21 protein-coding genes are annotated in these 19,457 nt (G+C 63.2%); 17 read left to right on the top strand and 4 right to left on the bottom strand.

Annotated features, from left to right (window positions below; all coding sequences use genetic code 11):
• Positions 1–120: 120 nt before the first annotated feature.
• Positions 121–1,419: a DEAD/DEAH box helicase gene (locus tag B9A11_RS11565; RefSeq protein WP_234988802.1), complete on the bottom strand. Its 1,299-nt coding sequence runs from the start codon at positions 1,417–1,419 to the stop codon at positions 121–123.
• Between the two features lie 340 nt (positions 1,420–1,759).
• On the opposite strand from B9A11_RS11565, the gene B9A11_RS11560 reads away from it, so the two are divergent.
• The 17 genes from B9A11_RS11560 (at position 1,760) to B9A11_RS11480 (ending at position 17,403) form a co-directional block, all read left to right on the top strand.
• Entirely contained in the window at positions 1,760–2,548 is a 789-nt protein-coding gene (locus B9A11_RS11560; RefSeq protein ID WP_058247676.1) for an MBL fold metallo-hydrolase, read from the top strand.
• Positions 2,549–2,671: 123 nt separating this feature from the next.
• Positions 2,672–3,880, top strand: coding sequence for a cytochrome P450 (locus tag B9A11_RS11555; protein ID WP_058247675.1), 1,209 nt, complete (start codon positions 2,672–2,674; stop codon positions 3,878–3,880).
• A complete protein-coding gene (locus B9A11_RS11550) occupies positions 3,881–5,029 on the top strand; it encodes a cytochrome P450 (RefSeq protein ID WP_058247674.1) in 1,149 nt (382 codons plus the stop codon).
• A gap of 158 nt (positions 5,030–5,187) precedes the next feature.
• The gene (gene rplO / locus B9A11_RS11545; protein WP_058247673.1) at positions 5,188–5,649 is read left to right on the top strand and encodes a 50S ribosomal protein L15; all 462 of its coding nucleotides are present in this window, start codon (positions 5,188–5,190) and stop codon (positions 5,647–5,649) included.
• Positions 5,650–5,764: 115 nt separating this feature from the next.
• The gene (gene secY, locus B9A11_RS11540) at positions 5,765–7,132 is read left to right on the top strand and encodes a preprotein translocase subunit SecY (protein ID WP_058247672.1); all 1,368 of its coding nucleotides are present in this window, start codon (positions 5,765–5,767) and stop codon (positions 7,130–7,132) included.
• Positions 7,129–7,773 (top strand): adenylate kinase, encoded by a 645-nt coding sequence (locus B9A11_RS11535; RefSeq protein ID WP_058247671.1) that lies wholly within the window; start codon positions 7,129–7,131, stop codon positions 7,771–7,773. The genes secY and B9A11_RS11535 overlap by 4 nt, the downstream gene beginning before the upstream one ends.
• 274 nt (positions 7,774–8,047) lie before the next feature.
• The gene (rpsM, locus tag B9A11_RS11530; RefSeq protein ID WP_058247670.1) at positions 8,048–8,416 is read left to right on the top strand and encodes a 30S ribosomal protein S13; all 369 of its coding nucleotides are present in this window, start codon (positions 8,048–8,050) and stop codon (positions 8,414–8,416) included.
• A gap of 15 nt (positions 8,417–8,431) precedes the next feature.
• Positions 8,432–8,824 (top strand): 30S ribosomal protein S11, encoded by a 393-nt coding sequence (gene rpsK / locus B9A11_RS11525; protein ID WP_058247669.1) that lies wholly within the window; start codon positions 8,432–8,434, stop codon positions 8,822–8,824.
• A gap of 116 nt (positions 8,825–8,940) precedes the next feature.
• A complete protein-coding gene (locus B9A11_RS11520; RefSeq protein WP_058247668.1) occupies positions 8,941–9,957 on the top strand; it encodes a DNA-directed RNA polymerase subunit alpha in 1,017 nt (338 codons plus the stop codon).
• Positions 9,958–10,080: 123 nt separating this feature from the next.
• A complete protein-coding gene (gene rplQ, locus B9A11_RS11515) occupies positions 10,081–10,503 on the top strand; it encodes a 50S ribosomal protein L17 (protein WP_058247667.1) in 423 nt (140 codons plus the stop codon).
• Between the two features lie 133 nt (positions 10,504–10,636).
• Positions 10,637–12,016: a trypsin-like peptidase domain-containing protein gene (locus B9A11_RS11510; protein WP_058247666.1), complete on the top strand. Its 1,380-nt coding sequence runs from the start codon at positions 10,637–10,639 to the stop codon at positions 12,014–12,016.
• Between the two features lie 3 nt (positions 12,017–12,019).
• Complete coding sequence (locus B9A11_RS11505) at positions 12,020–13,336, top strand: replication-associated recombination protein A (RefSeq protein ID WP_058247665.1); 1,317 nt, start codon at positions 12,020–12,022, stop codon at positions 13,334–13,336.
• A 74-nt stretch (positions 13,337–13,410) separates the two neighbouring features.
• Complete coding sequence (gene crcB, locus B9A11_RS11500) at positions 13,411–13,782, top strand: fluoride efflux transporter CrcB (protein ID WP_058247866.1); 372 nt, start codon at positions 13,411–13,413, stop codon at positions 13,780–13,782.
• Positions 13,779–14,834 carry an RluA family pseudouridine synthase gene (locus tag B9A11_RS11495; protein WP_058247664.1) on the top strand — a complete coding sequence of 352 codons (1,056 nt, stop codon included), beginning with the start codon at positions 13,779–13,781 and terminating at the stop codon, positions 14,832–14,834. The genes crcB and B9A11_RS11495 overlap by 4 nt, the downstream gene beginning before the upstream one ends.
• Positions 14,831–15,499, top strand: a complete 669-nt coding sequence (locus B9A11_RS11490) for an HAD-IA family hydrolase (protein WP_058247663.1) — start codon at positions 14,831–14,833, stop codon at positions 15,497–15,499. The genes B9A11_RS11495 and B9A11_RS11490 overlap by 4 nt, the downstream gene beginning before the upstream one ends.
• Positions 15,496–16,212: an ATP12 family chaperone protein gene (locus B9A11_RS11485; protein ID WP_058247662.1), complete on the top strand. Its 717-nt coding sequence runs from the start codon at positions 15,496–15,498 to the stop codon at positions 16,210–16,212. The genes B9A11_RS11490 and B9A11_RS11485 overlap by 4 nt, the downstream gene beginning before the upstream one ends.
• A 183-nt stretch (positions 16,213–16,395) precedes the next feature.
• Positions 16,396–17,403, top strand: a complete 1,008-nt coding sequence (locus tag B9A11_RS11480; protein WP_058247661.1) for an amino acid ABC transporter substrate-binding protein — start codon at positions 16,396–16,398, stop codon at positions 17,401–17,403.
• On the opposite strand, the gene B9A11_RS11475 is transcribed toward B9A11_RS11480, so the two are convergent.
• From B9A11_RS11475 to argB, 3 genes are read right to left on the bottom strand one after another with little or no spacing between them, the layout of a single operon-like run.
• Positions 17,400–17,885, bottom strand: coding sequence for a SixA phosphatase family protein (locus B9A11_RS11475; protein WP_058247660.1), 486 nt, complete (start codon positions 17,883–17,885; stop codon positions 17,400–17,402). The two genes, B9A11_RS11480 and B9A11_RS11475, sit on opposite strands and share 4 nt — an antisense overlap.
• Positions 17,882–18,538, bottom strand: a complete 657-nt coding sequence (locus B9A11_RS11470; RefSeq protein ID WP_058247659.1) for a hypothetical protein — start codon at positions 18,536–18,538, stop codon at positions 17,882–17,884. Before B9A11_RS11470 ends, B9A11_RS11475 begins: the two co-directional genes overlap by 4 nt.
• The gene (argB, locus tag B9A11_RS11465) at positions 18,535–19,422 is read right to left on the bottom strand and encodes an acetylglutamate kinase (protein ID WP_058247658.1); all 888 of its coding nucleotides are present in this window, start codon (positions 19,420–19,422) and stop codon (positions 18,535–18,537) included. Before argB ends, B9A11_RS11470 begins: the two co-directional genes overlap by 4 nt.
• Between the last annotated feature and the right edge of the window lie 35 nt (positions 19,423–19,457).

Genomic DNA, 19,457 nt, shown 5'->3' with positions numbered 1-19,457 from the left:
TGACAAGATAGAAACGCCGTCTCAGCAATGAGGCGGCGTTTTTCGTTTCTATCGCTGGAAGGGCAGGGCACTCAGGAGGCACAAAAAAGGGCCCCGAGGGGCCCGATTTCGTATGAAGCTTTATGCTGCGCGGCGTTGACGCTTGCGACCACCGCCGCCGTTGCCACCGCCGCCACCACGGCGCTGCTGCCCACCACGGCCACCGCCGCCACCGTTCGGCTTGCCGCCACCGCCGGGCTTGCCGCCGCGACCACGTCCGCCGCCGTTCAGCGCCTTGGCGTTGCCGTTGCCGGGCCAGGGCTGACCGCCCGCAACGTCGATGTCTTTCTTCAGCAGCTTTTGAATCGCCTTGAACTCGCCCATCTCGTCGGGCGAGCAGAAAGCCACGGCGGTGCCATCGCGGCCCGCACGGGCGGTGCGGCCAATGCGGTGCACATAGTTGTCGGCCACGTTCGGCAGATCGTAGTTGTAGACATAGCGCACGTCCGGAATGTCCAGACCCCGCGCCGCCACGTCGGTTGCCACGAGCACGGTCATCTCACCGGCGCGGAAGGCCTTGATCGCGCGCTCGCGCTGGCCTTGCGACTTGTTGCCATGCACGGAGACAGCGGCAAAACCCTTGGCCACCAAGGACTTCATCAGCTTTTCCGCGCCATGCTTGGTGCGGGCAAAGACCACGGCGGCCTGGTCGCGGTGCGTGTCGAGGTGATCGACCAGCAGGCGGGCCTTGTCCCCCTGCTCGATGAAATGCACCGACTGGCGGATCTTGTCGGCGGGCTTGCCCGGAGGGGCGGTTTCCACGCGAATCGGATCGGTCAGATAGGCTTGGGCCAGCTCGTTCATGTGTTTGGGCATGGTGGCCGAAAACAGCATGGTCTGACGCTCGGTCGGCAAGACCTTGGCGATCTGGCGCAGCGCGTGGATAAAGCCGAGGTCCAGCATCTGGTCCGCTTCGTCCAGCACGAGGAACTGGGTCTTGTCCAGACGCACGGCGCGGCGCTCCATCAGGTCGATAAGACGACCGGGCGTGGCGACCAGCAGGCCGGTGCCGCGCTCTAGGCGTTTGGCCTGCGCGTTCAGCGATGCGCCGCCCACCACCAGACCAACGCGCACAGAGGTGCCAGCGGCATAGGCCATCAGGTTGTCGGCGATCTGCTTGGCCAGCTCGCGCGTCGGCGCAAGGATCAGCCCGCGCACGGTTTTCGGGGCCGGTTTGCCTTCGGTGCGCATCAGCTGCGCCAGCATCGGCAGACCAAAGGACGCGGTCTTACCCGTGCCGGTTTGCGCCAGCCCCATGACGTCGCGCCCTTCAAGCGCGTGGGGGATGGCTTTGACCTGAATGGGGGTCGGGTCCACGAGACCCATTTCAGTGAGGTTCGAGACGAGTTTGGCCGGAAGGCCGAGTTCGGTAAAATCCAAAGAAGATATCCTTTGTGGCGAGACAAACGCTCGCGCAAAGCGGCCCGCATCTGGGGCGGGGGAACGCTCAGGGTGACGTCAAGACGCGCGGGGTGGCCGGATGCCATGCTCGCCGCTCTGACGTTAGGCCCGTGCGTGAAGAGAACCTGGGAGTTTCATGTCTGCCGCGGGCGATGGCACCGCAGGCCCGGTCACGCGACGGGCAAGGCAGAGCCCTGCACATAGCCACGCTGCGCCGCAGAGTCAAGGTCCGCGCGTTGATCACGAAAATGCGACGGGGATTTGCCGGGGCAGAGCGGCGCGCTACCTTTCGTCGCAACCAATAGGGGAGAAGACGGAAATGACACAGACCAGACGGACCTTTCTGACCTGCGCGGCGGCGGCCGGGGCGGTGACCTTTATGCCCTTCAAGGCCCGCGCGGCGGCGCATGGCGGCGGCGACATGTTCGAGACCGCCATGGGCCCGGTGACGGTGCATCCTGTCCACCACGCCTCTATCGTGCTGGAAACGCCCAAGGGTGTGATCTACGTCGACCCGGTCGGCGCGGCGGCAGATTACGACGGCTTCCCCAGCGCCGATCTGGTGCTTGTGACCCACGAGCATGGCGACCACTACAACGCGGACGTGCTGGCCGCCGTCGTTGGCGAGGACACCGCGCTGATCACCAACCCTGCCGTGCACGATATGCTGGCCGAGCCGCTCAAGGCCAAGGCGCTGTCCATGGCCAACGGCGACAGCCACGCTTGGGGCGAGGTCACCATCGACGCGATCCCGGCCTATAACACCTCGGAAGGGCGGACAAATTTCCACCCGCAGGGGCGCGACAACGGCTATGTGCTGACCATGGGCGACTTCAAGATCTACGTCTCGGGCGACACCGAGGACATCCCGGAAATGCGCGCCCTGACCGATGTGGACCTTGCTTTTGTCTGCATGAACCTGCCGTTCACCATGCCCGCCGAAGCCGCCGCCGACGCGGTCAAGGCGTTCAAGCCGACCTACGTTTACCCCTACCACTACCGCGGCCGCGACGGGGGCACCCAAGACCCGGCGCATTTCGCCGAACTGGTCGGGGACGCTTCGCAGGTCCAGATGGGCGGTTGGTACAAACCGGGCGAGCTGGGCTAAACCCACGATCCGAGACCAGACATAGGGCCGGGCAAACGCTCGGCCCTTTTTCTAACCCGGCGGTCGATTTTGCCTTGCCCGAGGCCCGCCCCTCCCGCAGTCTAACCGTGGGAGGAAGAGACAATGCCGCTGGATATCCAGAGCTTTGACCTGAACGCGATCGGGCCAGAGTTCATCGAGAACCCGCACCCTGTGCTGCACGCGCTGCGGGCCAAATCGCCGATTCACCGCAACGCCGACGGCTCGGTCTATCTGACGCGTTATCATGACGTGCTGAAGGTCTATCAGTCGCGGGACATGCTGTCGGACAAGACCGAGGAATTTGGCAAGAAATACGGCCAATGCCCGCTGCACACGCATCACACCACGTCGTTGATCTTTAACGATCCGCCCTATCACACGGTGGTGCGCAAGCTGATTTCCGGCGCCTTCACCCCGCGCAAGCTGGCCGAGTTCGAACCCTTGATTGACGGGATTGTGGACAGGCTCTTGGACCGGGTCGACGATCTGGGCGAACTGGACCTGATCGACGATTTCGCCAAGGTTCTGCCGACCGAGATCATCTCTTTTATGCTGGGCATCCCCGAAGAGTATCGCGCCCGTCTGCGCGGCTATTCCCTTGCGATCCTTGGCGCTTTGGACCCGGTGGTCGCACCGGAAAAGCTGGCCGAGGGCAACGCCGCCGTGACCGAGTTCAGCGAGATCCTGAACGATCTCATTAACCACCGCCGCGCCAATCCGGACGGCGCGCATCAGGGAGAGGTCCTCGAAAGCCTCATTTTCGGCCAACACGAAGGCCGCACCCTGACGCAAGAAGAGTTGATCCAGAACTGTATCTTCCTGCTGAATGCCGGGCATGAGACGACCACCAGCCTTGTGGGTAATTCGGTCGGGCTACTGCTGGACAACCCCGACCAGCACCGCTTGCTGTTGGACCAGCCGGACCTCATCGGCTCGGCGGTCGAGGAATTCCTGCGCGTCGAAAGCCCGCTTCAGATCGGCAACCGTCTGGCGGGCGAGGATATCGAGCTTCCCTCTGGGGTGATCCCCAAGGGGACGTATATTCACACGTCGATTGCCGCCGCGAACCGTGATCCGGACGTCTTCGCCGACCCCGACCGGATGGACATCACCCGCAAACCCAACCGGCAGATCGCCTTTATCACCGGCATTCACGTCTGCCTTGGCGCGACGCTGGCGCGGGTCGAAGGCAAGATCGCCCTTGGCAAGCTGGTCGCCCGTTTCCCCAAACTCACCCAGACCGGCCCGCGCGTCCGCGTGCCCCTTGCCCGGTTCCGTGGGTATGCCTCACTGCCCGTAAAGATCCGGTAAATGTCCAACGCGCCTGTTCACAATATCGACGTTCCCGCCTTTGCCGCCGATCCCTACGCCGATCTGACCACGATCCGCGAAGGCACCGGCGCCGCCTTTGTCCCGCAGTTGAACGCCACGCTGTTTTGCCGCCGCGAGACGATCCACCGCGAGGAAAAGCGCGTTGATCTGTTTTCCTCGCGCCAGCCCGAGGGGTTGATGGTCAAGCTGATGGGCGAGAACATGCTGCGCAAGGACGGCGAAGAGCACGCCTCGGACCGCAAGATCACCTTTCCCAGCTATTCGCCCCGCACCGTGCGCGACCATTGGTCCGAGCGGTTCCGCGCCAAGACCCAAGAGGCGCTGGACGCGCTTGCCCCGCAGGGCGGCTGTTGTCTGGTGCGGGATTTTGCCATGCGGGTCTGCGGCGAGGCGCTGCGCGATGTGACCGGCCTGTATGACCTGAGCTGGCAAGAGGTGGACGCCACGAGCCAAGCCATGATCGACGGTGTGGCGAACTACCACGGCGATCCCGCGCTCGAATCCAAGGCTTTGGCTGCCGTCGCCCGCATCAATCAAGCGGTGGAGCGGCAGCTGGACGACCTGCCCGAGTATTCCTTGCTCAAGGTGCAGCTCGACTCGGGGATGGACGTCGGCCCTGCCGCCGGGAACATCCGCCTTGCCATCTCTGGCGGGCAGAATGAGCCGCGCGACGCCATCGCCGGGGCGGTCTGGGCGCTGCTGACCCATCCCGAACAGTTGCAGATGATCCGCGACGGGCAGGCCACGTGGAAGGATGCCTTTGAAGAGTTCAACCGCTGGCAAAGCCCCGTCGGCATGGTCCCACGTGGGGTCACCCGCGACGAAGAGGTCGAGGGCGTGCAACTGTCCAAGGGCGACCGGGTGTTCTTTATGTACTCTGCCGCAAATCGTGATCCGCGCGTGTTCGACGCCCCAGTGGTGTTCGACATCACCCGCAACAATTCGCCCAGTCTGGCCTTTGGCGCGGGGCCGCATTTCTGCGCCGGGGCGGCCGTGAGCCGCGAGCTGGTCTCTCAGGTGGCCTTGCCGATGCTGTTCGAGCGCTTTCCGAATATCCGGCTGGAGGGCGATGTGCGGTTCCACGGCTGGGCCTTTCGCGGGCCGGTCGAGGTCAAGGTGCGCTGGTAACACATCGCGCCGCCGGGGCGCGCATCGACAAGGCTTGATCCCACGTTAAAGGGCCGCTATACGCCCCCGGTGGCCTTATGGGCCCGATTCCATAAACAAGAAACGCCGTGGTTGGTCCATTCGCTTCGCGGACCACATCCGGCAATAGGAGAAGCGACATGAAACTTCATGAACTGCGCGACAACGAAGGCGCAACCCAGCGTAAGAAACGCATTGGCCGTGGCCCCGGTTCGGGCAAAGGTAAAATGGGTGGCCGTGGTATCAAAGGTCAGAAATCCCGTTCGGGTGTGGCCATCAACGGCTACGAAGGCGGCCAGATGCCGCTCTACCAGCGTCTGCCCAAGCGCGGCTTTAACAAGCCGAACCGCAAGGAATACGCTGTCGTCAACCTCGGCCTGATCCAGAAATTCGTCGAAGCTGGCAAGCTGGAAGCCGGTTCGATCAACGAAGACACCCTCGTGTCCTCGGGTCTGGTCCGCCGCAAGCTGGACGGCATCCGCGTCCTCGCCAAAGGCGACGTGACCGCAGCCCTCACCATCGAGGTGACCGGCGCTTCGAAAGCTGCTGTGGAAGCAGTCGAGAAGGCAGGCGGCGCGCTCAAGGTGGCAGGCGCTGAGTAATATCGCCTTGTGAGCGGCCCTAGCGCCGCTTACATAGAGCCCAGTTTTCCAAATGAGCGCCGCCCGATGCTGGAAAATGCGTCGTGGCGGCGTTTGACATAACAGAGAGATCCGCATGGTATCCGCAGCAGAGCAAATGGCCGCCAACACAAGCTGGGCGGCGCTTGGCAAAGCAACCGACCTGCGCAATCGCATCCTCTTCACCCTTGGTCTGTTGATCGTCTACCGCTTGGGGACGTTCATTCCGGTGCCGGGGATTGATGGCGGTGCGCTGCGTGACTTCGTCGAACAGGCGGGGCAGGGCGTTGCAGGCATGGTGTCGATGTTCACCGGCGGCGCGCTTGGCCGCATGGGGATCTTTGCCCTGGGCATCATGCCCTACATCTCGGCCTCGATCATCATCCAGCTGCTGACCGCCATGGTCCCGGCGCTGGAGCAGCTGAAAAAAGAGGGCGAGCAGGGCCGCAAGAAAATCAACCAGTACACGCGCTACAGCACCGTGGCGCTGGCGACGTTCCAGGCCTACGGCTTGGCCGCCAGCCTCGAGGCGGGCGATCTGGCGACCGATCCGGGCTGGTACTTCCGCGCCGCCTGCGTGATCACGCTGGTGGGTGGCACGATGTTCCTGATGTGGCTTGGTGAGCAGATCACCCAGCGCGGCATCGGCAACGGCATTTCCCTGATCATCTTTGTCGGCATCATTGCCGAGGTGCCCGCCGCCCTGGTTCAGTTCTTTGAATCGGGCCGTTCCGGCGCCATCAGCCCGGCGGTGATCGTCGGTGTGATCGTGATGGTTGTGGCCGTGATCGCCTTTGTGGTGTTCATGGAGCGGGCGCTGCGCAAGATCACCATCCAGTATCCGCGCCGTCAGGTCGGCATGAAGATGACCGAAGCGCAGTCCAGCCACCTGCCGGTCAAGGTGAACCCGGCGGGCGTTATCCCGGCGATCTTTGCCTCGTCGCTGCTGCTGCTGCCGACGACCATCGCGACCTTCAGCCAGTCTGGCTCTTCCGGTCCGATCATGTCGCAGATCATGGCCTACTTTGGTCCCGGCCAGCCGCTGTACCTGCTGTTCTTCGCTGCGATGATCGTGTTCTTTGCCTATTTCTATACGTTTAACGTTTCCTTCAAACCTGATGACGTAGCAGATAACCTCAAGAGCCAGAACGGCTTTGTGCCGGGCATCAAGCCGGGCAAGAAGACCGCTGACTACCTTGAATATGTCGTGAACCGTATCCTCGTGATCGGCGCCGCTTATCTGGCCGCCGTGGCCCTGCTGCCCGAGATCATTCGGACCCAGTTCGCGATCCCGTTCTACTTCGGCGGCACCTCGGTGCTGATCGTGGTGAGCGTGACCATGGACACCATCCAGCAGGTACAGAGCCACCTGTTGGCACACCAATACGAAGGTCTTATCCAAAAATCCCAACTTCGTGGTAAGGGTAAAGGCCGCAAAAAACGGGGGGCACCGGCTCGGCGATGAACATTATTCTTCTTGGACCGCCGGGGGCGGGTAAGGGCACTCAGGCACGTATGCTGGTCGAAGACCGCGGCATGGTGCAACTTTCGACCGGCGACATGCTGCGCGAAGCCAAGGACAGCGGCACCGAAATGGGCAAGCGGGTCGCCGACGTGATGGCCCGCGGTGAGCTGGTCACCGACGAGATCGTCATCGGCCTGATCCGTGAAAAGCTGGAAACCACGCAGGCGAACGGCTTTATCTTTGACGGCTTCCCGCGCACGCTCAAGCAGGCGGATGCCCTGGGCGAGCTGCTGGCAGAGATGGGCCAGACGCTCGACCGCGTGGTCGAGCTGCGCGTCGAGGACGAAGCCTTGGTCAAGCGCATTACGGCGCGCTCCACCTGTGGTGATTGCGGTGAGGTCTACAACGACATCACCAAGCCGATCCCCGAGGACGGCAAGTGCGAGAAATGCGGCGGGACCGAGTTCAAGCGCCGCGCCGACGACAACGAGTCGTCGCTGAAAAAGCGCCTGATGGAATACTACAAGCAGACCTCGCCGCTGATCGGTTACTACTACCACGCGGGCAACCACTGCCGCGTTGACGGTCTGGGCGAGATGGACGCGATCAAGACCGCCATCGCCGAAAAGCTCGACGCCTGAGCGCTGGCGTAAATCACTCTTCAGGCCGTCCCATCCGGGGCGGCCTGCCTCGTTTTCGGGGGTATTGTGGCTGGATTTCGGCTGGGGGCTTGACCTTTGGGTGAAATCTTCATACCCACCCCCATCTCCCTGTGAGAATCACGCTTGCATTGTGGGTCGCACCCGCCTTGCAGATCACCTGATCAGCTCTGGCCCGGTGGCTTTATCGCCTCGGGCCTTCGGTTGTGAAAAAAGGTTCCGGGACTACGGAACCGCAACGTAAAGGAACAGAGACTTGGCTCGTATTGCCGGCGTCAACATCCCGACCAACAAGCGAGTGCCGATCGCACTCACCTACATCCACGGCATCGGTCCGGCGATCGCAGAACAGATCTGCGAATCCGTCAACATCGACCGCGCTCGCCGTGTGAACGAACTCTCGGACGCAGAAGTTCTGGCCGTTCGCGAGTACATCGACGCAAACCTCACCGTTGAAGGTGACCTGCGCCGTGACGTTCAGATGAACATCAAGCGTCTGATGGACCTTGGCTGCTACCGCGGTCTGCGCCATCGTCGTAACCTCCCGGTTCGCGGTCAGCGGACTCACACCAACGCTCGCACCCGCAAAGGCCCCGCAAAGGCCATCGCAGGCAAGAAGAAGTAAGGGAGGCTATTCGATATGGCACGTGATACCCGCCGTGGCGGCAAGAAAAAGGTCTCCAAGAACATCGCAGCTGGCGTTGCGCATGTGAACTCGACCTTCAACAACACCAAGATCCTGATCTCTGACGTGCAGGGCAACGCCATTTCGTGGTCGTCTGCTGGCACCATGGGTTTCAAAGGCTCGCGTAAATCCACCCCGTATGCCGCTCAGCTGGCAGCCGAGGACGCGGGCAAGAAAGCTCAGGAACATGGCGTGAAGACCCTCGAAGTCGAAGTTCAGGGCCCCGGTTCGGGCCGTGAATCCGCGCTGCGCGCTCTGGCCGCTGTCGGTTTCAACATCACCTCGATCCGTGATGTGACCCCGATCGCGCACAACGGCTGCCGTCCGCCGAAGCGTCGCCGCGTCTAATCGCGCATTGATTACTGCCGGGGGCGGACGTGTGTCCGGCCTCGGTTTGGCATTTTGAAACCTCGGGCGTCGAGACCTTACGGACATGGGGTCTTGGCTGGTATGGAGGGAATTGCATGATCCACAAGAACTGGGCTGAACTGATCAAGCCGACGCAGCTTGAAATCAAGCCGGGCGCTGACCCGTCGCGTCAAGCAACGATCGTCGCCGAGCCGCTCGAGCGTGGCTTTGGTCTGACCCTGGGCAACGCGCTGCGCCGCGTTCTACTGTCCTCGCTGCAAGGCGCGGCCATCACCAGCGTTCAGATCGACAACGTTCTGCACGAATTCTCGTCCGTGGACGGTGTGCGCGAAGACGTCACCGACATCATCCTGAACCTCAAGCAGGTTTCCCTGCGTATGGAAGTCGAAGGCCCCAAGCGGGTGTCCGTCAACGCCAAAGGTCCGGGTGTGATCACCGCTGGCGACATCACCGAGACCGCCGGGATCGAGATCCTGAACCGCGATCACGTGATCTGTCACGTGGACGAAGGCGCCGAAGTGTACATGGAATTCACCGTGAACACCGGCAAAGGTTATGTCTCGGCTGACAAGAACAAGCCCGAAGATGCGCCTATCGGTCTGATCCCGATCGACGCCATCTACTCGCCGGTCAAGAAGGTCGCCTATGACGTTCAGCCGACCCGCGAAGGCCAGGTTCTGGACTACGACAAGCTGACCATGAAGGTCGAAACCGACGGTTCCGTCACGCCCGAGGATGCAATCGCATTCGCGGCGCGCATCCTGCAGGACCAGCTGTCGATCTTCGTCAACTTCGACGAACCCGAGTCGGCCCAGCGTCAGGACGACGACGACGGTCTGGAATTCAACCCGCTCCTCCTGAAAAAGGTGGACGAGCTGGAACTGTCCGTGCGTTCGGCAAACTGCCTGAAGAACGACAACATCGTCTACATCGGCGACCTGATCCAGAAAACCGAAGCCGAGATGCTCCGCACCCCGAACTTCGGCCGCAAGTCGCTGAACGAGATTAAAGAAGTGCTGTCCGGTATGGGTCTGCACCTCGGCATGGATGTCGAGGACTGGCCGCCCGACAACATCGAAGATCTGGCAAAGAAGCTCGAAGACAGCTTCTAAGCCGATAAGGGGGGCGGACCTGTTCCGCCCCTTGGGCATCCCGCCCCAAGGAGAGCTGCTGACACGCATCGGCAGCCAGACAAAGCAAAACCGCCCGTAGAGGGCACCTTAGGAGTAAGACACATGCGTCACGCAAAAGGTTACCGCCGCCTCAACCGTACCCACGAGCACCGCAAGGCACTGTGGGCTAACATGGCTGGCTCGCTCATCGAGCACGAGCAGATCAAGACGACTCTGCCCAAAGCAAAAGAACTCAAGCGCGTCATCGACAAGCTGATCACCCTGGGCAAGCGCGGCGATCTGCACGCACGCCGTCAGGCAGCGGCTCAGCTGAAAGAAGACAAGGACGTCGCCAAGCTGTTCGAAATCCTCGGCCCGCGCTACAAGGACCGCAACGGTGGTTACTGCCGCGTGCTCAAGGCCGGCTTCCGCTATGGTGATATGGCGCCGATGGCGATCATCGAACTGGTTGACCGCGACGTCGACGCAAAAGGCGCAGCCGACAAGGCGCGCGTTGCCGCCGAAGAGGCAGCCGCAGAAGAGTAATCCTCTCTTTTCGCGACAAATTTCAGGCCCTCGTCCATTCGGCGGGGGCCTTTTTTTGTAGCCACGGGTCAGGGTGCCCTGACTTGCAATCGCAGGGCGTGGGGCGCATATCGGATCCCAAAGGGAGAGTACGATGCTTCGCCACCTGTTGATGATCCTGTGCCTGATTGCCCCGCTGCCTTTGGTGGCGCAAACCCCCGCGATCCCCCAGAGCCAAGCGCAAATCCAGCTGAGCTTTGCGCCTTTGGTCAAACAGGCCGCCCCGGCAGTGGTAAACATCTACGCGCGTCGGGTGGTCGAGGCCCGCAGTCCCTTTGCCGACGATCCGTTTTTCCGCAACTTTTTCGGCCAGACCCAAGGCCGCCCGCAGGTGCAGAACTCGCTCGGCTCCGGCGTGATCCTGACCCCTGATGGCATCGTGGTGTCCAACTACCACGTGGTCGGGCAGGCGACCGACATCCGAGTCGTCTTGAACAACCGGGTGGAATACGCAGCAAAGGTCTTGCTGGGTGATGAAGAGGCGGACCTTGCGATCTTGCAGCTAGAGGACGCCGCTGACATGCCCTTTGTGCCGCTGCGCGACAGCGACACGGTCGAGGTGGGCGAGCTGGTGCTGGCCATCGGCAACCCCTTTGGCGTCGGGCAGACGGTGTCCTCTGGCATCGTGTCGGGGCTTGCACGCACCGGCACCGCCACCGGCAACGGGCGCGGCTATTTCATCCAGACCGACGCGCCGATCAACCCGGGCAACTCGGGCGGGGCGTTGATCGACGTCCAAGGGAGGCTCATCGGGGTGAACACCTCGATCCTGACGCGGTCTGGCGGGTCGAACGGCATCGGCTTTGCCATCCCCTCGGCCCTTGTCGCGCAGTTCGTTGAGCAAGCGAAAAACGGCGCGACACGGTTTCAACGGCCTTGGGCAGGGATAACTGGCCAGCCGGTGGACGCTGACATTTCGGACAGTCTTGGCCTCAGCGTACCCGGTGGCGTGGTCATCACCCAGATGCACCCGGCGAGCGGTTTTGCCGGGGCGGGCCTACGCGTCGGCGACGTGATCCTTGAGGTCGACGGTCAGCCAGTGAACACCCCCGCCGAGATGCTGTTCCGCATGTCGATCCGGGGCATCGGCCATGACGCCGAAATCGCCTATCTGTCGCGCGGCGTTATGAAATCCGCCACGGTGACCATGATGACCGCCCCCGAAGTGCCGCCGCGCGAGACGGTGAACCTTGGCGAACGTTCGGTGCTGCCGGGGCTGAAAGTCGCGCGGATCAACCCCGCCGTAAGCGCCGAACTCGGGCTGCCGCCGGGTCTCGAAGGTGTGGTGGTGCTGGACCCCGGCCCCTATGGCGCGCGGGTTGGTCTTGCGGCGGGGGATCTGCTTGGCGCGATTGATGGCGCGCGCGTGACGTCCCCGCGCGAGGTCGACGGGCTGCTGCGCCGTGCCGCCCCCAGCATCCGCATCGACGCGCTGCGCGGCAATCGCCGCCTGCAACTGCGGTTCCGGATCTAAGCGGTGGCTGATCTGTTCGATACGGGCGCCGACGCCGGCGCTGCCGAGGCCAGCGCGCCGCGCCCCCTCGCGGATCGCTTGCGCCCGCAGGCGCTGGACGAGGTCATCGGCCAACAGCAAGTCCTTGGCCCCGAAGCGCCTTTGGGCGTGATGCTTGAGGCAGGCACGCTGGGCTCAATCATCTTTTGGGGCCCTCCCGGCGTGGGCAAGACCACCATCGCGCGACTGCTCGCGCACGCCACGGACATGCACTTTGTCCAGATCAGCGCAATTTTCACCGGCGTGCCGGAACTGCGCAAAGTCTTTGAGGCCGCCAAGCTGCGCCGCAAGACCGGGCAGGGGACGCTGCTGTTCGTCGACGAAATCCACCGCTTCAACAAGGCGCAGCAGGACGGGTTCCTGCCGCATATGGAGGACGGGACGATCCTGTTGGTGGGCGCGACCACCGAAAACCCGTCGTTTGAGCTGAACGCCGCTCTGCTGTCGCGCTCGCAGGTGTTGGTGCTGGAACGGCTGGACAATGACGATCTGGAACGGCTGGTGCAGCGCGCCGAGCGCGAGTTGGACCGCCCCTTGCCGCTTACCCCCGAGTCCCGCGCGGCTCTGCTGGATATGGCCGACGGGGACGGGCGCGCGTTGCTCAATCTGGTCGAGCAGGTCATGTCGTGGCGCACGACCTCTGATCTCGACGTGAATGCCCTGAAAACCCGCCTGATGAAGCGCGCCGCGCAATACGACAAGGGCGGAGACGGGCACTATAACCTCATCTCTGCCTTGCATAAATCCGTGCGCGGGTCCGACCCCGACGCGGCGCTGTACTGGTACGCGCGGATGCTGGAGGCGGGCGAAGACCCGCGTTATCTGGCCCGCCGCATCACCCGTATGGCGGTCGAGGACATCAGCCTCGCCGACCCGCAGGCCCAAGCCTTTTGCCTGCAAAGCTGGGAAACCTACGAGCGTATCGGCTCTCCCGAAGGGGAACTCGCCATCGCCCAGGCTCTGGTCTATCTCGCGCTCGCGCCCAAATCCAACGCGGTTTACAACGCCTACAAGGCCGCCCGCCGCGCCGCCAAGCAGACCGGGTCGTTGATGCCGCCCAAGCATATCCTCAACGCGCCAACCAAGCTGATGCGCGAACAGGGCTACGGCGACGGCTACGCCTATGACCACAACGCCGAGGACGGCTTTTCCGGCCAGGATTACTTCCCCGACGGGCTGGAACGGATGCACTTCTATGATCCGGTGGAACGGGGGTTCGAACGCGACCTGCGCAAAAGGGTCGATTACTTTGCCAAGCTGCGGCAAAAGCGGAATTCGTGACGGTTTGCGCGTCTAAACCGCGCGAAACCCGCCATTTTCTTGACAATAGCCCGCGCACGCGCGACAGCACCGCCATGGTACCTATTCTGCAAGTCTCCCTTGGGGGCGCAATCGGCGCAAGCGCGCGCTATATGACCGGCCTGATGATGGCGCGGCTGCTGGGCAAAGGCTTTCCCTGGGGGACACTGACGGTGAATATCGTCGGGTCCTTTGCCATGGGGGCTTTGGTCGTGCTGCTCGCGCATGTGAACGGGAATAAGTTCGCGCCGCTGCTGATGACCGGTCTTTTAGGCGGTTTCACCACATTCTCGGCCTTCTCTCTGGACGCGGTGACCTTATATGAACGCGGTCAGGTGGGGCTTGCGGCGGGGTATGTCGCGGCCTCGGTCTGTTTGTCTCTTGCCGCGCTGTTCGCCGGCCTTCTCGTTGCACGGAGCTTTACATGAGCCGCGTCCAAACCATCACCGTCGGCCCCGGCGACGGCGACCAGCGCCTTGATCGCTGGCTCAAACGTCTGTTCCCGCATCTGGCACAGGGGCGCATTGAAAAGATGTGTCGCAAGGGCGAGCTGCGCGTCGATGGCGGCCGTTGCAAGGCGAACACCCGTCTGGACGTGGGTCAGCAGGTGCGCATCCCGCCGATCCCCGAGCCCGACGCCGACGCGGCCAAGCGCGCCGCCGCGCCCAAGCCCAAGGTCAGCGATGCGGATGCCGAGATGATCCGCGACTGCGTGATCTATAAGGACGATTACATCATCGCCATCAACAAGCCTCCCGGTTTGGCGACCCAAGGCGGGTCCAAGATGACGCGCCACGTGGATGGCATGGCCGAAGCACTGAAATTCGGGTTCGAGGAAAAGCCGCGTCTGGTGCACCGTCTCGACAAGGATACCTCGGGCGTATTGCTGCTGGCGCGCTCGCGCGAGATCGCCAAGGCCTTGACCGACGCGATCCGCCACAAGGAAACGCGCAAGATTTACTGGGCCTTGGTGGCCGGTGTGCCGACGCCGTACCTGGGCGAGATCCGCTATGGTCTGGTCAAGGCGCCGGGGCATGGCAAGCACGGCGAAGGCGAAAAGATGATCTGCGTGCACCCGCGCAAGATGGACGAAACCGAAGGGGCCAAGCGCGCACATACGCTGTATGCGACGCTCTACCGGGTCGCCAGCCGGGCCGCTTGGGTCGCGATGGAGCCAATTACCGGCCGTACCCACCAGCTGCGCGCGCATATGGCAGAGATCGGCCACCCGATCATTGGCGACGGCAAATACGGCGGTTCGGGGCAGGAAAACCTTGGCGACGGTTGGGGCGCGCAACTGGGCGGCATCATCTCGAAAAAGCTGCATCTGCACGCGCGGACCATGGCCTTTAATCACCCGGTGACGAAAAAGCCGGTGGTGGTGAACGCGCCGCTGCCCGAGCATATGGCGAACTCTTGGGACGCGCTCGGCTGGGAAGAAAGCTATGCCGACGAAGACCCCTTTGAGAAGCTGAGATGACGCTGAAACTGGCGATTTTCGACGTTGACGGCACCTTGGTGGACAGTCAGGGCGATATCCTTGCGTCCATGACGGCGGCGTTCGAGGCGGTCGGTTTGCCTGCGCCGGACCGCGCGACGGTGCTGTCCATCGTCGGACTGTCCTTGCCTTTGGCCGTTGCGGAACTCGCCCCCGAGGTGGACGCCGCAGGGCAGGCGCGCATGACCCAGACCTACAAGGACACCTACGCGCAACTGCGTATCTCTGGCGGGGCGTCGCCCCTGTATCCGGGCATCGCAGAGATGCTGGACCGGTTGGCGCGCATCGACGATCTGCTGCTGGGCGTCGCCACGGGTAAATCGCGGCGCGGGCTGACGGCTTTGCTGGGCAGCCTCGATCTGAACGCGCGGTTTGTGACGACCCAAGTGGCGGACGATCACCCGTCGAAACCGCACCCGTCGATGATCCATGCCGCGCTGTCCGAGGCGGGCGTCGACGCGGCGGATGCCGTGATGATCGGCGACACGCGCTTTGACATGGAGATGGCGCAGGCCGCCGGGGTGCGCGGGATTGGCGTGGCCTGGGGCTATCACGCCGCTGACACCTTGACGGGGGCCGTGGCTGTGGCACAGGACGCCTCTGCCTTGGAAACGATGATACTCAAGACCTTAGGAGGCTTGTCATGAGCGAATGGGCTCCGAAACGCTTCTGGAAAACCACCGAAGTCGCCCCAGTGGATGCGGGCTTTACCGTTCTGCTGGACGGGCGCGGGATCAAAACCCCGGCCAAGACGCCGATCCACGTCCCGACCGAAGGCTTGGCCCGCGCGCTGGCCACCGAATGGGACGCCCAAGAGGATAAGGTCAACCCGGCGACCATGCCCTATACCCGCACCACCAACTCGGCGTTGGACAAGGTCGCCACGCAGCACGCCGAGGTGGCCGATATGCTGGCAGCTTATGGCGACAGCGACCTGCTGTGCTATCGCGCCGATCACCCCGAAGAGCTGGTGCAGCGGCAGGCGCTGCTGTGGGATCCGATGCTGGACTGGCTGGACCAGACCTTTGCCGTGCGCCTGACGCCGGTTGCAGGCGTGATCCACGCGCCCCAAGACCCCGCCGGACAAGCCACCCTGACCCGCGAAGTCCATGCCCTGTCGCCGTTCCAGCTGGCGGCTTTCCACGATCTGGTGGCGATGAGCGGCTCGCTCGTGCTGGCGCTGGCCGCCGCGCGCGGGGCTGCGGATCTCGAAGAGCTGTGGGAATTGTCCCGCCTCGACGAGCTGTGGCAAGAGGAACAGTGGGGCAAGGACGAAGAGGCGCAAGCCAAGGCCGAGTATAAGCGCGGCGAATTCCTCCATGCCGGGCGCTACTTTGCGCTGGCAACGGCCCAAGGCTAGGCAAGGCGCGCAGAGAGGTCAGGAAACTGCCTTTCTGTTAAGCATCTTAACTTGACCTTGTTTGTATAATCCGACCAAACTGCCCACGTTTTATGTGGGATGAATGGCAGGCCATCCCGTTTTGTGACGCCCCGGTTTGGGCATGAGGGATTAGGCATAACGCGAAACCAGAAAGAGGGACGCATGCACAAGGGTATTCTTCTCGGCGCAATGCTGTTGACCGCGGGCGGGGCCACTGCGGGGACGCTTGACGACGTGAAGGCGCGCGGCACGCTCAATTGCGGTGTGAATGCGGGGCTTGTGGGCTTTGCCTCTCAGAATGGCAATGGCGAGTGGTCCGGGTTCGACGTGGGCCTGTGCCGCGCCGTGGCGGGGGCCGTGCTCGGTGATCCCAACGCGGTGACGTTTTTCGAGACGACGACCTCTTCGCGGTTTACCTCTTTGCTGTCGGGCGAAATCGACCTTTTGGCGCGCAACACGACCTGGAGCTTTTCCACCGATGTCGAGCTGAAGCTGGATTTTGCGGGCGTAAATTACTATGACGGTCAAGGGTTTATGGTGCCCAAGTCGCTGGGTGTCTCCTCTGCCAAGGAGCTGGACGGGCGCACGATCTGCGTGCAGGCCGACACCACCACCGCGCCCAATCTCGAAGAGTATTTTAACCGCAACAACATGACCTACGACCCGATCCCGGTCGAGGCCACCGCCGAGGCGCAGACCCTGTACCTTGAGGGCGAGTGCGAGGTCTACACCACCGATGCGTCGGGTTTGGCGGCGATCCGCGCCACCTTCCAGACCCCCGGCGATCACGTCCTGTTGCCCGAGATCATCTCGAAAGAGCCGCTTGGTCCCGTGGTGCGTCACGGCGATGACGAATGGGGCGATGTGGTGCGTTGGGTTCTGAACGCGCTGATTGCCGCCGAAGAGTTGGGCATCACCTCGACCAATCTCGAAGAGCTGGCGGTTGGCACCGACAACCCAGAGATTAACCGTCTTTTGGGGACCGAGGGCATCCTTGGTGAGATGCTGGACCTGTCGCCCGATTGGGCGGTTCAGGCGCTGCGCGCGGGCGGCAACTACGGCGAGCTTTTTGCCCGCAATATCGGGGAAAACACGCCGATTGGTCTGTCGCGGGGCTTGAACGCGCTGTGGACGGACGGCGGCTTGCTGTACGCGCAGCCGTTTCGCTAACCGATAACTTCGCGCGGGACGGCAAAGTCCTGCACCTCGCCCGTGGCCAGACGGATGTCGGGCCAAGGGCTGTCGAAATCCACAACCAAGGTCGCGCAGGTCGGATAATCGGCAAAACGCGCGTGATCAGGCGGCTGGCGGACCAAAGCTTTGGCCAGCGCCGAAATCCCCGGATTATGCCCGATCATCAAGACGGTATCGCCTGTGGCCCCGCGAAGGTCATCCAGCATGGTGTCGGGCGCGGCGTGGTACAGGCTGTCCAGAAAGGTCACCGGCGCGCCGAGCGTCAGACCGTCCAGCGTCTCGCGCGTGCGGGTGGCGGTCGAACAGAGGATTGCGTCCGGCAGGTAGCCCCGCGTGCGCAGCCAGTCACCCATTGCGACGGCAGATTTGCGCCCGCGTTTGTTCAGCCCGCGGGCGTGGTCGTCTTGAAAGGCGGACCAATCGGATTTTGCGTGGCGCATCAGGATCAAACGGGTCATGAGCGGTAAGCTTTTATAAAGGCGGACATGTGAAAACCAGACTGTTCGGGCAGGCGCGTGAACGAGTCGGCGGTGGGGCAGGCGCGTCGCACGAGGCATCCGTTGAGGCGGCAGTCACTGCCTTGGTCGCTGGCCAGATGGGCTTGGCAGGCGGCGACGTCATAGGGCTGCGCGTCGCTTAGGGCGTCGACGGGGCAGGCCGTGGCGCAGGGGCGCGCGCAGGTCGGGCAAGGCTGCGTGGCAGGCTGGGGTAGGTCGATGTCGCGCGGCAGAGCGAGCGCGGCGCGAAAGCTGATAAACAGCCCGGCGTCGGCGTGGACCAAGGGGCCAACCGGCGACGTCCAAGCTTGGCCGCTGTCCAGCGCCCAGGCCATAAAGGGCGCATAGGGCGGCCCGTCAGAGGGAAAGATGGCGGTCGCCCCTTCGGCGTGGGCAAGCTCGCCGATCACCCGCTTGGACCACCGATCCAGCGGATCCGGCTGGCCGTCGCGGTATTCCTTGGCAGCGGTGAAACGCGCCCAAAAGTTGGGCTCATCGGGGCCGAGCAAGGCGATGGCGCGTGTGTCGTCCGGGACCGGATCACCTTGCCGAGGGGGCAGTGCCCCCCGGATCGCAAGCCCAACGGCCCGCGCGCGCGTCGCCAGCGCCCTCACTCTTTTAGCGAGGGCAAGTCGGCGTTGCGGATCAGCGAACCTGACCCATGCTCGGTGAACAGCTCGAGGAGGCAGGCGTTGGCGACCCGCCCGTCGATGATGACCACACCGCGCACGCCGTCTTCGATGGCTTTTAGGGCCGTTTCCGTCTTGGGGATCATGCCGCCCGCGATCACGCCATCCTCGGTCATTTGGCGCACGTCATCCGGGGTCATCTGGGTCATGACTTGACCGTCGGCCCCCTTGACGCCCTGCACGTCGGTCAGCAGCAGCAGCCGATCGGCCTTCAGCGCGCCGGCAATGGCCCCGGCAGCGGTGTCGCCGTTGACGTTAAAGGTTTCGTTGGCGTTCATGCCGGTGGCCACGGGGGCCACCACCGGAATGATCCCGGCGGCAAAGAGATCGTGCAGCACCTGCACGTTCATCTCGACGGGTTTGCCCACAAAGCCCAGCTCTGGATCGTCCGCCTCGCAGACCATCAGGTCGTCGTCCTTGCCGGACAGACCCACGGCGCGCCCGCCTTCGTCCATGATGGCTTGGACGATGCGCTTGTTCACCATGCCGGTCAGAACCATTTCGACCACTTCGACCACGGCCTTATCGGTGACGCGTTTGCCGCGCACAAAGTGCGATTCGATGTTCAACCGCTTGAGCATGTCGTTGATCATCGGGCCGCCGCCATGCACCACCACCGGGTTCACGCCAACCTGTCGCATCAACACGATATCGCGGGCAAAAGCGGCCATCTCATCGGCGTCGCCCATGGCATTGCCGCCGAATTTTACCACCACGATCGCGCCTGTGTAGCGCTGCAAATAGGGCAGGGCCTCGGAAAGCGTGCGTGCGGTGGCGATCCAATCTTGGTTCATGTTCTGTGGTCTCATCGTCTGTCCCCGGAAAGGCTGCGCAGACAATGCCG

The sequence above is a fragment of the Tropicibacter naphthalenivorans genome, assembly GCF_900176475.1.
Taxonomy (GTDB): Bacteria; Pseudomonadota; Alphaproteobacteria; order Rhodobacterales; family Rhodobacteraceae; genus Tropicibacter; species Tropicibacter naphthalenivorans.
This window is presented reverse-complemented; position numbering and strand designations above follow the sequence as displayed.

Bases quoted from the DNA above. Each gene is read 5' to 3' on its own strand.
- B9A11_RS11560 (WP_058247676.1), top strand. From the start codon at position 1,760: ATGACACAGACCAGACGGACCTTTCTGACCTGCGCGGCGGCGGCCGGG.
- B9A11_RS11555 (WP_058247675.1), top strand. From the start codon at position 2,672: ATGCCGCTGGATATCCAGAGCTTTGACCTGAACGCGATCGGGCCAGAG.
- B9A11_RS11550 (WP_058247674.1), top strand. From the start codon at position 3,881: ATGTCCAACGCGCCTGTTCACAATATCGACGTTCCCGCCTTTGCCGCC.
- rplO (WP_058247673.1), top strand. From the start codon at position 5,188: ATGAAACTTCATGAACTGCGCGACAACGAAGGCGCAACCCAGCGTAAG.
- secY (WP_058247672.1), top strand. From the start codon at position 5,765: ATGGTATCCGCAGCAGAGCAAATGGCCGCCAACACAAGCTGGGCGGCG.
- B9A11_RS11535 (WP_058247671.1), top strand. From the start codon at position 7,129: ATGAACATTATTCTTCTTGGACCGCCGGGGGCGGGTAAGGGCACTCAG.
- rpsK (WP_058247669.1), top strand. From the start codon at position 8,432: ATGGCACGTGATACCCGCCGTGGCGGCAAGAAAAAGGTCTCCAAGAAC.
- B9A11_RS11520 (WP_058247668.1), top strand. From the start codon at position 8,941: ATGATCCACAAGAACTGGGCTGAACTGATCAAGCCGACGCAGCTTGAA.
- rplQ (WP_058247667.1), top strand. From the start codon at position 10,081: ATGCGTCACGCAAAAGGTTACCGCCGCCTCAACCGTACCCACGAGCAC.
- B9A11_RS11510 (WP_058247666.1), top strand. From the start codon at position 10,637: ATGCTTCGCCACCTGTTGATGATCCTGTGCCTGATTGCCCCGCTGCCT.
- crcB (WP_058247866.1), top strand. From the start codon at position 13,411: ATGGTACCTATTCTGCAAGTCTCCCTTGGGGGCGCAATCGGCGCAAGC.
- B9A11_RS11495 (WP_058247664.1), top strand. From the start codon at position 13,779: ATGAGCCGCGTCCAAACCATCACCGTCGGCCCCGGCGACGGCGACCAG.
- B9A11_RS11490 (WP_058247663.1), top strand. From the start codon at position 14,831: ATGACGCTGAAACTGGCGATTTTCGACGTTGACGGCACCTTGGTGGAC.
- B9A11_RS11485 (WP_058247662.1), top strand. From the start codon at position 15,496: ATGAGCGAATGGGCTCCGAAACGCTTCTGGAAAACCACCGAAGTCGCC.
- B9A11_RS11480 (WP_058247661.1), top strand. From the start codon at position 16,396: ATGCACAAGGGTATTCTTCTCGGCGCAATGCTGTTGACCGCGGGCGGG.
- B9A11_RS11475 (WP_058247660.1), bottom strand. From the start codon at position 17,885: ATGACCCGTTTGATCCTGATGCGCCACGCAAAATCCGATTGGTCCGCC.
- argB (WP_058247658.1), bottom strand. From the start codon at position 19,422: ATGAGACCACAGAACATGAACCAAGATTGGATCGCCACCGCACGCACG.